Origin of the sequence: Pseudomonas sp. HD6422, assembly GCF_025377065.1 — a bacterium.
Classification (GTDB): Bacteria; Pseudomonadota; Gammaproteobacteria; order Pseudomonadales; family Pseudomonadaceae; genus Aquipseudomonas; species Aquipseudomonas putida_U.
Genome location: NZ_JAHWIW010000027.1, coordinates 49,164 through 64,078, shown reverse-complemented (window position 1 = coordinate 64,078; position 14,915 = coordinate 49,164). Strand labels below are relative to the sequence as shown.

Annotated in this window: 14 protein-coding genes; 6 read left to right on the top strand and 8 right to left on the bottom strand. The window is 63.0% G+C overall.

Annotated features, from left to right (window positions below; translation table 11 throughout):
- Positions 1–56 precede the first annotated feature (56 nt).
- A complete protein-coding gene (locus KY379_RS19455; protein ID WP_133325558.1) occupies positions 57–275 on the top strand; it encodes a PA3496 family putative envelope integrity protein in 219 nt (72 codons plus the stop codon).
- Here KY379_RS19455 and KY379_RS19450 read toward each other — a convergent pair.
- Positions 217–1,179, bottom strand: coding sequence for a LysR family transcriptional regulator (locus KY379_RS19450; protein ID WP_133325556.1), 963 nt, complete (start codon positions 1,177–1,179; stop codon positions 217–219). The genes KY379_RS19455 and KY379_RS19450 overlap by 59 nt on opposite strands.
- 189 nt (positions 1,180–1,368) lie before the next feature.
- Between KY379_RS19450 and KY379_RS19445 the strand changes: the two genes are divergently transcribed.
- Complete coding sequence (locus KY379_RS19445) at positions 1,369–2,784, top strand: acetyl-CoA carboxylase biotin carboxylase subunit (RefSeq protein ID WP_133325554.1); 1,416 nt, start codon at positions 1,369–1,371, stop codon at positions 2,782–2,784.
- Positions 2,785–2,795: 11 nt separating this feature from the next.
- Positions 2,796–4,604 carry a sodium-extruding oxaloacetate decarboxylase subunit alpha gene (oadA, locus tag KY379_RS19440; RefSeq protein WP_133325552.1) on the top strand — a complete coding sequence of 603 codons (1,809 nt, stop codon included), beginning with the start codon at positions 2,796–2,798 and terminating at the stop codon, positions 4,602–4,604.
- A gap of 77 nt (positions 4,605–4,681) precedes the next feature.
- On the opposite strand, the gene KY379_RS19435 is transcribed toward oadA, so the two are convergent.
- Genes KY379_RS19435 through KY379_RS19425 form a run of 3 tightly spaced genes read right to left on the bottom strand, consistent with a single transcriptional unit; the run spans position 4,682 to position 6,448 of the window.
- A complete protein-coding gene (locus KY379_RS19435; protein WP_133325550.1) occupies positions 4,682–5,353 on the bottom strand; it encodes a GNAT family N-acetyltransferase in 672 nt (223 codons plus the stop codon).
- Positions 5,354–5,360: 7 nt separating this feature from the next.
- Positions 5,361–5,807 carry a GNAT family N-acetyltransferase gene (locus tag KY379_RS19430; protein WP_196171421.1) on the bottom strand — a complete coding sequence of 149 codons (447 nt, stop codon included), beginning with the start codon at positions 5,805–5,807 and terminating at the stop codon, positions 5,361–5,363.
- 11 nt (positions 5,808–5,818) lie between these two features.
- On the bottom strand, positions 5,819–6,448 hold the full coding sequence (locus KY379_RS19425) for an FMN-binding negative transcriptional regulator (protein ID WP_261239327.1): 630 nt from the start codon (positions 6,446–6,448) through the stop codon (positions 5,819–5,821).
- 89 nt (positions 6,449–6,537) lie between these two features.
- Here KY379_RS19425 and KY379_RS19420 point away from each other — a divergent pair, with 89 nt between their 5' ends.
- A complete protein-coding gene (locus KY379_RS19420) occupies positions 6,538–8,058 on the top strand; it encodes a PLP-dependent aminotransferase family protein (protein WP_261239311.1) in 1,521 nt (506 codons plus the stop codon).
- Between the two features lie 187 nt (positions 8,059–8,245).
- Here the strand turns inward: KY379_RS19420 and KY379_RS19415 are convergent, their stop codons facing one another.
- The 4 genes from KY379_RS19415 to aspA all read right to left on the bottom strand — a co-directional run bounded on the left by KY379_RS19415 (position 8,246) and on the right by aspA (position 13,131).
- Positions 8,246–9,349 carry a polyamine ABC transporter substrate-binding protein gene (locus KY379_RS19415; RefSeq protein ID WP_196171418.1) on the bottom strand — a complete coding sequence of 368 codons (1,104 nt, stop codon included), beginning with the start codon at positions 9,347–9,349 and terminating at the stop codon, positions 8,246–8,248.
- Positions 9,349–10,392, bottom strand: a complete 1,044-nt coding sequence (locus KY379_RS19410; RefSeq protein WP_133325540.1) for a histone deacetylase family protein — start codon at positions 10,390–10,392, stop codon at positions 9,349–9,351. The genes KY379_RS19415 and KY379_RS19410 overlap by 1 nt, the downstream gene beginning before the upstream one ends.
- Positions 10,393–10,535: 143 nt before the next feature.
- Positions 10,536–11,528, bottom strand: coding sequence for an AraC family transcriptional regulator (locus KY379_RS19405; RefSeq protein ID WP_133325538.1), 993 nt, complete (start codon positions 11,526–11,528; stop codon positions 10,536–10,538).
- A gap of 178 nt (positions 11,529–11,706) precedes the next feature.
- A complete protein-coding gene (gene aspA / locus KY379_RS19400; RefSeq protein ID WP_133325536.1) occupies positions 11,707–13,131 on the bottom strand; it encodes an aspartate ammonia-lyase in 1,425 nt (474 codons plus the stop codon).
- 182 nt (positions 13,132–13,313) lie between these two features.
- Between aspA and KY379_RS19395 the strand changes: the two genes are divergently transcribed.
- Both KY379_RS19395 and purE read left to right on the top strand, forming a co-directional pair.
- On the top strand, positions 13,314–14,246 hold the full coding sequence (locus tag KY379_RS19395) for a LysR substrate-binding domain-containing protein (RefSeq protein ID WP_261239310.1): 933 nt from the start codon (positions 13,314–13,316) through the stop codon (positions 14,244–14,246).
- A gap of 171 nt (positions 14,247–14,417) precedes the next feature.
- Positions 14,418–14,909 (top strand): 5-(carboxyamino)imidazole ribonucleotide mutase, encoded by a 492-nt coding sequence (gene purE / locus KY379_RS19390; RefSeq protein ID WP_038411454.1) that lies wholly within the window; start codon positions 14,418–14,420, stop codon positions 14,907–14,909.
- Positions 14,910–14,915 lie beyond the last annotated feature (6 nt).

Genomic DNA, 14,915 nt, shown 5'->3' with positions numbered 1-14,915 from the left:
TCGTAACCCCACGGCGCCAGCCTGAAATTCCCCGCATCCTCTCTGGGAGACAGGCAATGGCTCGTGACTTCGACGGTTCGTACCAACCCAGCGCCAAGGCTCGCAAGCAACAGGAAAAAGACCAGCGTCGCATGGAATATCGCCGCGCGATCGAATGCTATTGCGACCAGCGCCAGCTGCTTCGCGATCTCGCCGACTACCCAGAGCTGCAGGAGCTCACAGCGTGGCGGGCAGCGTCGGCAGTTTCCCAGAGAAACGCTCAACAAGCCCACTGATCATCGCACGTTCGCTGCGGATGAACGCAAGAAACGCCAAGGCCACCGGCGACTGCCGCTTGGCCTTGGATTGCACCACGCACCAACTGCGATACAGGGGCAGCTCCTCCACCGGCAGCTCCTTGAGCACCCCGGTGGCCAGCTCAAGGTTCAGCGCATGGCGCGTCAGCAGGGCGATGCCCAGCCCCGCGATCACACATTCACGCTGGGCATCGGCCGAGGCCACTTCCAAGGTCTGGGTGAAGTGCACGCGCTTGTCCTTGAAGTATTCCTCGCAGGCCTTGCGGGTTCCCGAGCCCTGTTCGCGCACGAGTAGCGTATGAGGCTCCAGGTCCTGCAAGCGCAGGTGTTCGAGCTTGCTCAGCGGATGATCGGGCGGGGCCACCGCGACGATCGGGTTGTTGAGGAACGGCAAGAACTCCAGGCCCATGTCCTGGGGCACCATGGACATGATGATGAGGTCATCGCGGTTGTCGGAGAGGCGGCGGATGGCCTGGGCGCGGTTGACCACCGTCAAGGTGAGGTTGACCTCCGGGTGACGTTGCTTGAAGGCGGCGAACAGGTGTGGCACGAAGTACTTGGCACTGGACTCGACCGCCAGTTTCAACTGGCCCTGCAGTGAGCCCTGCATATCCGACAACTGCATGTCCAGGCTTTCCAGGCGCCCGAAGATGTCGCGGCTGGCTCTCTGCAGGGCCTCGGCGGCCTCGGTCAGATAGAGCTTCTTGCCCACGTACTCGAACAGTGGCTGACCAATCAGCTCTTCGAGCTGGCGAATCTGTAGACTTACGGCGGGTTGCGTGAGCGACATTTCCTCCGCTGCACGGCTGTACGAGCGCAGATCGCACACCTCGTTGAAGATCTGCAACTGACGTAAAGTCATACGCATCAAGGACTTACGCATTTTATCCCGCCCTCCGGCAACAGCTTGTAACCAGACTATAAGCTTTTGCTAATACAGCCCCTAACAAATATTGATTTTTGTTTATCATCCATCGGCGCTAGCTTGAATGGGCGACTGGCCGACAACGTCTGGTCACGCGCCGACCGGTAGAACCGGCTCGTCTGTTCCTACGGCTTTGGGAAGACTCCAGTGATAAAAAAAATCCTGATCGCCAACCGGGGTGAAATCGCAGTTCGGATCGTGCGTGCTTGCGCCGAGATGGGCATTCGCTCTGTCGCGATCCACTCCGACGCCGACCGTCACGCCTTGCACGTCAAGCGTGCCGACGAGGCCTACAGCATCGGTGCCGAGCCCCTGGCCGGCTACCTGAACCCGCGCAAGCTGGTGAACCTCGCTGTGGAAACCGGCTGTGATGCCTTGCACCCAGGCTACGGTTTCCTGTCGGAAAACGCCGAACTGGCGGAAATCTGCGCCGAGCGCGGGATCAAGTTCATCGGCCCGGCCGCCGACGTCATTCGCCGCATGGGCGACAAGACCGAAGCTCGCCGCACCATGATCCAGGCCGGCGTGCCGGTGACCCCAGGCACCGAAGGCAACGTGGCCGACATTCATGAAGCCCTGAGCGAAGGCGACCGCATCGGTTACCCGGTGATGCTCAAGGCCACCTCCGGTGGCGGCGGCCGTGGCATTCGCCGCTGCAATAGCCGTGAAGAGCTGGAACAGAACTTCCCTCGCGTGATCTCCGAAGCTACCAAGGCCTTCGGCTCGGCGGAAGTGTTCCTCGAGAAGTGCATCGTCAACCCCAAGCACATCGAGGCGCAGATCCTTGGCGACAGCTTTGGCAACGTCGTACACCTGTTCGAACGCGACTGCTCGATCCAGCGCCGTAACCAGAAACTCATCGAAATCGCCCCGAGCCCACAGCTCACCCCCGAACAGCGTGCCTACATCGGCGACCTGGCGGTGCGTGCGGCCAAGGCGGTGAATTACGAAAACGCCGGTACCGTGGAGTTCCTGCTCGCCGATGGCGAGGTGTACTTCATGGAGATGAACACCCGGGTGCAGGTGGAACACACCATCACCGAGGAAATCACCGGCATCGACATCGTCCGCGAGCAGATCCGCATCGCTTCGGGGCTGCCGCTTTCGGTCAAGCAGGAAGACATCCAGCACCGCGGCTATGCGTTGCAGTTCCGTATCAACGCCGAAGACCCGAAGAACAACTTCCTGCCCAGCTTCGGCAAGATCACCCGTTACTACGCCCCCGGCGGCCCGGGCGTGCGTACCGACACGGCGATCTACACCGGCTACACCATTCCGCCGTTCTACGACTCCATGTGCCTGAAACTGGTGGTCTGGGCGTTGACCTGGGAAGAAGCCATGGACCGCGGCCTGCGGGCTCTGGACGACATGCGCGTGCAAGGGGTGAAGACCACCGCCGCTTATTACCAGGAAATCCTGCGCAACCCGGAATTCCGTAGCGGCCAGTTCAATACCAGCTTCGTCGAAAGCCACCCTGAACTGACCAACTACTCGATCAAGCGCAAACCCGAAGAGCTGGCCCTGGCCATCGCCGCCGCCATCGCCGCCCACGCAGGCCTGTGAGGAACCCTATAATGTCCAAGAAAATTCACGTAACCGACACGATCCTGCGCGACGCCCACCAGTCCCTGCTGGCTACCCGCATGCGCACCGAAGACATGCTGCCGATCTGCGACAAGCTCGACAAGGTCGGCTACTGGTCGCTGGAAGTCTGGGGTGGCGCGACCTTCGATGCCTGTGTGCGCTTCCTCAAGGAAGACCCGTGGGAGCGCCTGCGCAAGCTGCGCGCGGCACTGCCCAACACCCGCCTGCAGATGCTCCTGCGCGGCCAGAACCTGCTGGGCTACCGCCACTACAGCGACGACGTGGTCAAGGCGTTCGTCGCCAAGGCTGCGGTCAACGGCATCGACGTGTTCCGCATCTTCGATGCCATGAACGATGTGCGTAACCTGCGCGTGGCCATCGAGGCGGTGAAGGCCGCCGGCAAGCACGCCCAGGGCACCATCGCCTACACCACCAGCCCGGTCCACACCATCGAAGCCTTCGTCAACCAGGCCAAGCAGATGGAAGCCATGGGTTGCGATTCGGTGGCGATCAAGGACATGGCCGGCCTGCTCACCCCGTATGCCACCGGTGAGCTGGTCAAGGCGCTGAAGGCCGAGCAGTCGCTGCCGGTGTTCATCCACTCCCACGACACCGCCGGCCTGGCCGCGATGTGCCAGCTCAAGGCTGTGGAAAACGGCGCCGATCATATCGACACCGCGATCTCCAGCTTTGCCTGGGGCACCAGCCATCCGGGCACCGAGTCGATGGTCGCAGCGCTCAAGGGCAGCGAGTTCGACACCGGCCTGGACCTGGAACTGCTGCAGGAAATCGGTCTGTACTTCTACGCCGTGCGCAAGAAATACCACCAGTTCGAGAGCGAGTTCACCGCCGTGGATACCCGCGTGCAGGTCAACCAGGTGCCGGGCGGGATGATTTCCAACCTGGCCAACCAGCTCAAGGAGCAAGGTGCCCTCAACCGCATGAACGAAGTGCTGGCGGAGATCCCGCGGGTGCGTGAAGACCTCGGCTTCCCGCCGCTGGTGACCCCGACTTCGCAGATCGTCGGTACCCAGGCGTTCTTCAACGTGCTGGCCGGCGAGCGCTACAAGACCATCACCAACGAGGTGAAGCTGTACCTGCAAGGCGGTTACGGCAAGGCTCCAGGCGTGGTCAACGAGCAACTGCGCCGTCAGGCGATCGGCAGCGAAGATGTGATCGACGTGCGTCCAGCCGACCTGCTCAAGCCGGAGATGACCAAGCTGCGTGCTGACATCGGTGCCCTGGCCCGTTGCGAAGAAGACGTGTTGACCTTCGCGATGTTCCCGGACATCGGGCGCAAGTTCCTCGAAGAGCGTGAGGCCGGCACCCTGACCCCCGAAGCCCTGCTGCCGATCCCGGAAGCCGGCGCTGTTGCCGCCCCAGGCGGCGAAGGCGTACCGACCGAGTTCGTCATCGACGTGCACGGCGAAACCTACCGCGTCGATATCACCGGCGTGGGTGTGAAAGCCGAAGGCAAGCGTCACTTCTACCTGTCGATCGACGGCATGCCGGAAGAAGTGGTGTTCGAGCCGCTCAACGAGTTCGTCGGCGGTGGCGGCAGCAAGCGTAAGCAGGCCAGCGCCCCAGGCCACGTCAGCACCACCATGCCAGGCAACATCGTCGATGTGCTGGTCAAGGAAGGCGACATGGTCAAGGCCGGTCAGGCTGTACTGATCACCGAAGCCATGAAGATGGAGACCGAAGTCCAGGCGGCCATCGCCGGCAAGGTCGTGGCCATCCACGTGGCCAAGGGCGATCGCGTGACGCCGGGTGAGATCCTGATCGAGATCGAGGGCTGATCGAAACCCTCATCTACAAGCGGTTTACCTCGGGGGAGCGGATGCTCCCCTTTTTTTGTGGTGGATTAACTGGCCACTCAACCCTGGCGGCATGTCTCCAGCGTCTCCACTTGCCCCCCAGGCCGCTGGTTCTCCTCACTCAACCACCGCTCGAACCCCGCCGCCACCTGTGGCCACTCCTCATCGGTAATCGAGTACCACGCCGTATCGCGGTTATGGTCCTTGACCACCATGTGCTTGCGAAACACCCCTTCGTAGACGAAGCCGAAGCGCTCGGCCGCGCGCTTGGAGCGGGCGTTGTCGTTGTTGCACTTCCATTCCAGGCGCCGGTTGCCCAGTGCGAAGCCCAGCTTGCCGAGCAGGTAGATGGCTTCAGTGCCCTTGGGGGTGCGCTGCATGATGGCGCCGAAGGCGATATGGCCGATTTCGATGCGACCATGCTCAGGCACGATCGACAACAGGCTGAGGATGCCCTGGGCCTGGCCGTTGCCGCGATCGATGACGGTGTAGAACAGCGGATCGCGGCTGGCGGCGTTACCTTCCAGCCAACGGTCGAACGTACTGCGCTCGGCAAACGGGCCGTAAGGCAGGTAGTCCCACAGGCGCGGGTCGCTACCTGGGCCCTGAAGTACCTGCCAGAGGTCATCGCCATGGCCTGTAGGGTCGAGTTTTTCCAGGCGTATGAAACGGCCTTCGAGGGTTTCCGCCAGTGGTGGCGTGGCGGGCTTCCAGTGCAATGCGTCAGTCATGATCTGCCTACAACCCTTTGCGGAATTGGATGAAGCCAGGGCGCTCGGCAACCTGCTGGTACAGGCTGATGGCGGTGGCGTTGGTTTCGTGGGTCAGCCAGTGCACCTTGATGCACCCGGCTGCCTTGGCCGTGGCGTAGACATGCTCGATCAGCTGGCGACCGATGCCCAGGCCGCGTTGGCTGCTGTCCACGTACAAGTCCTGCAGGTAGCAGGCGTTCTCGATGCTCCAGTTGGAACGATGATAGATCCAGTTGACCATGCCGACCGCCTTGCCATCCACCCAGGCCAAGGCCGAATGGGTGGGCTCGTTCGGGTCCAGCAGGCGTTGCCAAGTGCTGGCGCTGACCTCATCGGCCAGTTCGGTTTCGTAGAAACGCAGGTAGTCCTGCCAAAGGCCGAACCAGGCGGCGTGGTCTTGGGCGGAGACGGGGCGCAGGGTAACGCTGGGCATGGGCTTTTCCTTCAGAGTTGGCGCATTTGCGCCGCAAGTTGGTTATCCAGGTGATCGGAGCTGGCCTCCAGCCCTTCGCGCACGCCAGCGATGTCCTCGGCCGAGCGGTTCTGGCTGAGTTTGCGCGCCCCTTGCAAGCGGGCTATCGGCAGGCGAATGCCGACGATGGCGCGAAGCATGCCGTCCAGGTAGTCGCGGGGCGCGTCGGAAACCTTCCACGGCGTCTGGCGAGCCCGTTCATGGCGATCGGTCAAGCGGCTGACGATCTCCAGCAGCGACTCCGGGCTGTGGATAACTTCCGCTGAGCCATAGGCGTGTACCGCCAGATAGTTCCAGGTGGGTACTACCTTGGGATTGTCGGCCTTGCTTGGGTAGTAACTGGGACTGACATAGGCGTCGGCGCCTGGGAACACCAGCAGCGCTTCGGCGCCTCGCTCGAGGTCCTGCCATTGGCGATTGGCCTTGGCCAGGTGGGCGTAGACGGTCCCGAACTCGCCCTCGTGGGTGTCCACCAACACGGGCAAGTGCGTGGCCAGCAGGCCGTGTTCGCCGTGGCTGACCAGCATGGCCAGGCGGGTGCCCTGCATGTGCTGGTGCAACCGCTCGAGGTCGTGCTCCTGATGGGGTTTGCTGTTGTACATGCGCAGTTCCTTGTCGAATAGCGTCATCGTAGGCAGCCTATTGGTCTAGGTTAAGAGCCATTACTGACTGTTTTGATAGGTCCAATTCCATGAGCGAGCGCCCCCTCGTATTGCCATTCGACCCTGCGGGGATCGTCCTCGACCGCCGACGCGGTCTCAGCCAGCAGCTGTATCAGGCTTTGCGCGCGCGGGTGCTGGATGGGCGCTTGAGCAGCGGCACGCGGCTGCCGGCCACCCGTGATCTGGCGAGCATGCTGGCGTTATCGCGCAACAGCGTGGTACGCGCCTACGACCAGTTGTATGCCGAGGGTTACATTGAAAGCCGGGTCGGGGATGGCACCTACGTGACAAAACTATCCACACAACTGTCCACAGGGTTATCCCTGGGGTTATCAACAGGTTTATCCACATTTGAGCAAGAGAATACTGGTGATTTGTCCAGCGGCGCGCGTACTAGCGAGCCGCTGCTGCGGCTGAAAAAACACCATTTGGCGCCTCCGAAAAGCGGGGCCCCACGCGCTTTTCGTGTCGGAATTCCCGCGTTCGATTTGTTCCCGTTCGACGTGTGGGCCAAGCTGCAGGCGGGTTTCTGGCGCAATCCCGATCCTGCGCAACTCGGTTACGGCGATCCGGCGGGTGAGGCGGTATTGCGTGAACTGATCGCCGCTTACTTGCGTCGTTCGCGGGGCTTGTCGTGCGTGGCTGAACAAATTGTGATCACCAGTGGCGCGCAGCAGGCAATCAGTCTTTGTGCACAGTTGCTGTTGCAGCCTGGTGACGCGGTGGCTGTGGAAAACCCAGGTTACCGAGCCGCCGGCCACGCCTTCGCGGTGGCCGGGGCTAAGGTGGTGGGCGTAGCGGTAGACCACGACGGCATGGATTGCAGCCGCCTGGCGCAGGTGGCCGACTGTCGGCTGGCCTATGTCACGCCGGCGCACCAATACCCTACCGGGGTGACCATGAGCCTGGCGCGGCGCCTGGAGTTGCTGGCCTGGGCCGAGCGCGGCGATGGCTGGATCATCGAGGACGACTACGATGGCGAGTACCGCTATAGCGGTGCGCCGCTGTCACCCCTGGCGGCGTTGGACCGGGGAGGGCGGGTGTTGTACGTCGGTACCTTCGGCAAGATCGCCTTTCCGGCACTGCGCCTGGGCTACCTGGTGCTGCCGCCGCGGCTGGTGGAGGCGTTCAGCCAGGGCAGGGCACTGGCGGTGCGACATTCGGAGGTCGGCAGCCAGTGCGTGATGGCCGAGTTCATGGCCCAGGGGCACTTCCAGCGGCATATCCGTCGTATGCGCAAGGCGGCGTTGAGCCGGCGCAACGTGCTCAAAGCGGGTTGGCCGGAGGATGTCGCAGGGTTGGGACCCATGCCGGAGGTAGCGGCCGGACTGCATGTGAAGGTGGATGTGGATAACCTTGCGCGAGAGCAGGAACTGCTGGCCAGGGCAGCTGAGGTGGGCGTCGAGATTTCGCCATTGAGTGGGTACTGGTTGCCGGACAGCGAGGTGCCTGTGGATAAGCGTGCTGGATTGGTGCTGGGGTTTGCAGCGGTGCCTGAAGGGGAGATCGCCGAGGCGTTGATGCGCTTGCGCAAGGCTTGGCGGCGATGAGGGGCGCTTCCCGGCGGTTCGGCGCCCCGACAAACCCGCTCTCATAGAACAAAACATAACTCATTGATTTAGCGGAGATCTGTGGGAGCGGGCTTGTCCCGCGAACACCGGCGAAGCCGGTGCCATCCACCGCGTCGCCCCATTCGCGGGACAAGTCGGGGCGCCGAACCGCCGCGAAGGGCGCGACTCAGGTTCCGGACTTGATCCGCGTCCAGGCTCGCGTGCGTGCCCGCTCCGCGTCACGCGGTAACGGCTTGAGGGTATACAGCTTGGTCATCGCCTCTGCTGTCGGGTACAGGTTCGGGTTGTTGCGAATCGCCGGGCTGACCTTGTCGGTGGCGTCCTTGTTCGGGTTGGGGTAACCGACGAAGTCGCTGATCGGCGCGATCACCTCCGGTCGCAGCAGATAGTTGATGAATGCATGGGCATCCTCGGGGTTGGCGGCGTTCTTCGGGATCGCCAACATGTCGAACCAGATCGGTGCACCTTCCTTGGGCAGACGCATGTCCACCACCACGCCATTCTTGGCATCCCGTGCGCGGTTGGCGGCCTGCGAGAAGCTGCCGCTGTAGCCCACTGCCACGCAGATGTCGCCGTTGGCGATGTCGGCCATGTACTTCGAGGAATGGAAGTAGGTGATGTAGGGGCGGATCTTGAGCATCAACTGCTCGGCCTTCTTGTAGTCAGCCGGCTTGTCGCTGTTCGGCGGCAGGCCTAGGTACTGCAAGGCCAGCGGCAGGATCTCCGATGGCGAGTCGAGCAGCGCCACGCCGCATTGCTTGAGCTTGGCGATGTTCTCTTCCTTGAAGATCAGATCCCAGCTGTCCACCGGCGCTTGGTCACCCAGTGCCGCCTTGACCTTGTCTGGGTTGAAGCCTATCAGCACGGTGCCATACATGTAGGGCACGGCGAACTTGTTGCCGGGGTCGTTGGCCTCGATCAGCTTCATCAGGGCCGGATCCAGGTGCTGCCAGTTAGGCAGCTTGCTGCGGTCCAGTGGCTGGAACACCCCGGCCTCGATCTGCTTGGCGAGGAAGACGTTGGACGGCACCACCACGTCATAGCCGGAATTGCCGGTCAGCAACTTGGCTTCGAGCGCCTCGTTGGTGTCGAAGATGTCGTAGATCAGCTTCACCCCGCTGTCGGCCTGGAAGCCGGTCAGGGTCTGCGGGGTGATGTAGTCGAACCAGTTATAGACCCGCAAGGTACGCTGTTCGGCCTGGGCAGGCAGGGCGCCTGCGACCAGGGCAGTGGCGATGAGCGGGGCGAGCAGGCGCTTGAGTCGGACCATTACCGGGCTCCTGGTTGGGCGAGTTGGAAACCTTCCAGCACATTGACTGCATTGATGCCGATTTCCTCGACAGCGTAGCCGCCTTCCATCACGAACAGGGTCGGCTTGCCGAGCTGGCCGATGCGCTTGCCCATCTCCAGGTAGTCAGGGCTGTCCAGCTTGAACTGCGAAATCGGGTCGTCCTTGAAGGTGTCCACGCCCAGCGAGATCACCAGCACCTCGGCATCGTAGTCGGCGATGCGTTGGCAGGCGTCCTCCAGGGCGGCGCTCCAGGCGTGCCAGTCGCTACCGGCGGGCAGTGGATAGTTGACGTTGCAGCCTTCGCCCGCGCCTTCGCCGGTTTCATCGGCGTAGCCGAGGAAGAACGGGAATTCTGCCTGGGGATCGCCGTGGATGGAGGCGAAGAACACGTCGTTGCGGCGGTAGAAGATATCCTGGGTGCCGTTGCCGTGGTGGTAGTCGACATCGAGGATGGCGACCTTTGCCCGACCCTGGTCGAGGAAGGCCTGGGCGGCGATGGCGGCGTTGTTCAGGTAGCAGTAACCGCCCATGACCTCGGCGGCGGCGTGATGCCCTGGTGGTCGGCATAGCGCGAAGGCCGAGTGGGCGCCTTGCTGGATCGCGGCCTGGGCGGTGAGGGCGACTTGCGCGGCGCTGTAGGCGGCCTGCCAGGTGCCGGCGGTGATCGGAGCACCGGCATCGAAGCTGTAGTAGCCCAGCTCGCCGTGCAGGCCGGTCGGTTTGACCTGGCGCAGGGTGCGCGCCGGCCAGGTGAAGGGCAGCAGGTCGCCTTCCTGGCCCATGGCAGCCCAACGCGCCCAGGCGCCTTCGAAGAAGTCCAGGTAGTCAGCGCTGTGGATGCGCTGCAGCGGCGCGCGACCGAAGTCGGTCGGGCCTTGAACCGGGCCAAGGTCGCGCTTCTTGACCCGCTCGAGCACATGGTCGGCGCGCGACGGCATCTCGAAACAGGGCATCAGCTTGCCGTCGATCAGCTCACAGCGACCGTGGTGCAGGCGATGATCATCGGAATAGATCGTCAGCATTTTGTTGTTCTCCGGTGGGACTGGCGTAGGGCCATTTTCACGGGTGGGGCGGGGACGGAGAACGACGCGAACGGCCAAAAGGGGATCGATGTGGCCAAGATCGGTGGCCGGACAGTACCGGCCTCTTCGCGGGCCAGTACTGATCAGCCTCGAAAATGACTCGGTGCGACACCACTCCAACGCTGAAACGCATGCCGAAAACTGGCCGTCTCGCTGAATCCCAGCGTCTCGGCGATCCGGTAGATCGGCATCTGTTCATCGGCCAGCAATTGCTTGGCCCGCTCGAAGCGCAGTTCATCGAGCAGCTGTTGATAACTGCTGCCCAGCGCCTGTAGATGCCTTCGCAAGGTGCGCGACGAGCAGTTCATCTGCCGCGCCAGCCCTTCGAGACCCGGGGCTGAATCCAGCTGTTGCAGCAACAATTGACGAATTCGCTCCAGCCACGCCTGCCGCCCTGTGAACTCCAGATTCAGGCGCCGGCAGCGTTCGCTCATGGCCTGGTGGGTGATGGGGTCGGCCAGCGGCAGTGGCATGTCCAGCCAGCGTCGCTCGAAGGCGAAGGCATTGTCTTCGGCGGCGAAGCGCAGCGGGCACTGGAAGGTTTCTGGGTACAGCGCGTGGTAAGCGGGCCGCGAGTGCTCGAAGCGTGCGCCGAGCAACGGCAGGGTGCGGCCCAGCAGGTCGTCGCAGATGACCTTGAGCGAGACCAGGCAGAACTCGGCGTTGAAGGCGGCCAGCGCCGGGGCTTCGTGCGAGTCGCTGGCGCTCAGCCAGACCCGCTGGCCTTCTTCGACCAGGCGCAAGCGGAAGACTGTTCCCAGCAGTGCCGGGTAGCGCAATGCCAGGCGCAGGGCGTCACCCAAAGTGGCACTGGAGAGCAGCGCGTAACCGAGCATGCCATAGCAGGACACGTGCATGCGCCGGCCCAGTTCCAGGCCAATGTCCTCACGCCGGGCCACGGCGTTGGCGCAGACCTGCAGTTCCTGCTGGGTAGTGATCCGCGCATCGGCATGGTCGAGGTCCGCTGGGCCTATGCCGCTGCCGGCGAGCAGCGTCGAAGCCTCGCAGCCTTCCTCGCGGAATACGTTGAGAATCAATGAAACCGCGTTGAGGGTGGTCAGGTGGCTGTGCAGCATGCTCGATCGTCCCGTTGGGCTGGGAACATTATGGAGCAAGTTGTGTGCCGATAGCTGCGGGGCGCAGCTCGTGCTGGTCTGTCAGGCAAAAAAAAGGCCCGGCGCTTCGGCGCGGGCCTTGGAAAGGTTGAGAGGTGTCTAGTCCCTCGACCTGGTGAGACGGTTGCAGCGGTCTGGGTTACGCCTTCAGCGGAACCAGACGTGGAGCGATCATGTTTTCCGGACGCAGGATGTCGTTGAGCATCGCTTCGTCCAGCAGGCCTTCTTCGCGCACCAGTTCCAGCACGCCACGGCCTGTTTCCAGAGCGACGCGGGCGATACGGGTGGCGTTTTCGTAGCCGATGTACGGGTTCAGGGCAGTGACCAGGCCGATCGAGTGTTCGACCAGTTCACGGCAGCGCTGTTCGTTGGCGGTGATGCCGACGATGCAGTGCTCGCGCAGCATGTCCATGGCGCGCTGGAGCAGGCGGATCGAGTCGAAGATCTTGTAGGCGATCAGCGGCTCCATCACGTTCAGCTGCAGCTGGCCGCCTTCGGCAGCGACGGTCAGGGCCAGGTCGTTGCCCATGATGGCGAAAGCCACCTGGTTGACGGCCTCCGGAATCACCGGGTTGACCTTGCCTGGCATGATCGAGCTGCCCGGCTGGCGTGCTGGCAGGTTGATCTCGTTGATGCCGGTGCGTGGGCCGCTGGACAGCAGGCGCAGGTCGTTGCAGATCTTCGACAGCTTGACCGCGGTGCGCTTGAGCATGCCGGAGAACAGCACGAAGGCACCCATGTCGGACGTGGCTTCGATCAGGTCGGCGGCCGGTACCAGCGGCTGGCCGCTGATGGTGGCCAGGCGTTGTACGGCCAGGGCCTGATAGCCCGGGTCGGCGTTGATCCCGGTGCCGATGGCGGTGCCGCCCAGGTTGATTTCGGTCAGCAGTTCCGGAGCCAGCGAGCGCAGGCGCTGCAGGTCTTCGGTCATGGTGGTGGCGAAGGCGCGGAATTCTTGCCCCAGGGTCATCGGCACGGCGTCTTGCAGCTGGGTACGGCCCATCTTCAGGACGTGGTCGAATTCCTTGCCCTTGGCGGCGAAGGCTTGGATCAGGCTGTCGAGGCTGGCCAGCAGGGCGTCATGGCCGAGCAGCAGGCCCAGGCGAATAGCGGTCGGATAAGCATCGTTGGTCGACTGCGCCATGTTCACGTCGTTGTTCGGGTGCAGGTACTGGTACTCACCCTTCTGGTGGCCCATGACCTCCAGCGCGACGTTGGCAATGACTTCGTTGGCGTTCATGTTGGTAGAAGTACCAGCACCGCCCTGGATCATGTCCACCACGAACTGATCGTGGAAGTCACCCTTGATCAGACGAGCGCAAGCTTCGCTGATGGCGGCGTGCTTGGCATCGCTCAGGTGACCCAGCTCACGGTTGGCGTCGGCAGCGGCCTGCTTGACCATGGCCAGGGCCACGACCAGCTTGGGGTAGTGCGACAGCGGGACACCGGAGAGATGGAAGTTGTTGGCAGCGCGCAGGGTCTGGATGCCGTAGTAGGCATCGGCAGGAACTTCAAGGGTACCAAGGAGATCTTTTTCGACGCGGAACGATGCAGCGGAGGACATGATGGATATCATCTCGATTTTGACCCGGCACATGCCGGAATGGCGCCAATCCTAGGCCTTTTCAGGATTTTGCGGCCAATGCTGTTGCACGCTAACCTATGCGTAACCGGCATAATGATCGATGTGACGTCAATTGATAATCGAGCGTGTCCCATTTTGGTGCATGCCGGGAGACCCGCTTCATGAACCTCGAAAGCAAGTGGCTCGAAGATTTCAGCGCCCTCGCCGCCACGCGCAGTTTTTCCCAGGCCGCTGAGCGCCGTTTCGTCACCCAACCCGCCTTCAGCCGGCGTATTCGCAGCCTTGAGGCGGCTCTCGGCCTGCAGTTGGTGAACCGCTCGCGCACGCCGATCGAACTGACTGAGGCAGGTCAACTGTTTCTCGTGACGGCGCGTACAGTTGTCGACCAGTTGAGCGAAGTTCTCCGCCATTTGCATCACCTTGAGGGCGGGCAGGGCGAGGTGATCCAGGTGGCCGCCGCGCACTCCCTGGCTTCGGGGTTTTTCCCGCGTTGGGTGGCCCAGTTGCGCAACGATGGCTTGAACATCGCCACCCGCCTGGTTGCGACTAACGTAGGGGATGCCGTGCACGCATTGCGCGAGGGGGGCTGTGACTTGATGCTGGCGTTCTACGATCCCGACGCGGCTCTGCAGATGGACGCCGAGATCTTTCCGTCGTTGCACATGGGCACCACCGAGATGCTCCCGGTATGCGCCGTGGACAGCGATGGCAAGCCGATGTTCGACCTTGAGAGCGAGGCCAGCGTGCCGTTGCTGGCCTACAGTGCCGGGGCCTTCCTCGGTCGATCGGTGAGCCTGCTGCTGCGTCAGCGCAACCTGCGCTACACCACGGTGTACGAAACCGCCATGGCCGACAGTCTCAAGAGCATGGCACTGGAGGGCATGGGCATCGCTTGGGTGCCGCGCTTGTCCATGCGCGGCGAGCTGGAGCGCGGCGAGTTGGTGATCTGTGGCGGCAGCCAATGGCACGTGCCGCTGGAAATCCGCCTGTACCGCTGCGCCCTGGTACGCAAGGCCAACGTACGGCTGTTGTGGCGCAAGCTCGAGGGCGCGACGACGGTTGACCCAAAAGTCAGTCAAAGCCCCGAAAAATAAGGGGCGACAGTTGGTCGCCGGGGTGCCTTAAACGCACCGCCTTACGGTATACTGCGCGGCCTTTCGACCGGATGCGTCCGGTCCTGATCAGCAAACAAGCCACGCCGGTCGTCCCGCGTGGCTTGTTGTTTTTTGACGCGCCCGCGGGCGCACAAGCGAAGAGGCTCGACGATGAGTGCACTGGTTGGCGTGATCATGGGCTCCAAGTCCGATTGGTCCACCCTTAGCCACACCGCCGATATGCTGGAAAAACTCGGCATTCCCTACGAGGTGAAGGTGGTTTCCGCCCACCGTACCCCGGATCTGCTGTTCCAGTATGCCGAGGAGGCCGAGGGTCGTGGCATCGAGGTGATCATCGCCGGTGCCGGTGGCGCAGCCCACCTGCCGGGCATGTGCGCCGCCAAGACCCATCTGCCGGTGCTGGGCGTGCCGGTGCAGTCGTCGATGCTGTCGGGCGTCGATTCGCTGCTGTCGATCGTGCAGATGCCCGCCGGCGTGCCGGTTGCGACCTTGGCCATCGGCCGTGCCGGCGCGGTCAACGCCGCACTGCTGTCGGCCAGCATCCTGGGCGCCAAGCACCCGCAGTTCCACGCCGCGCTCAAGCAGTTCCGCACGGAGCAGACCGACACCGTGCTGGACAATCCTGATCCACGCCAGGCCTGAGGCTGA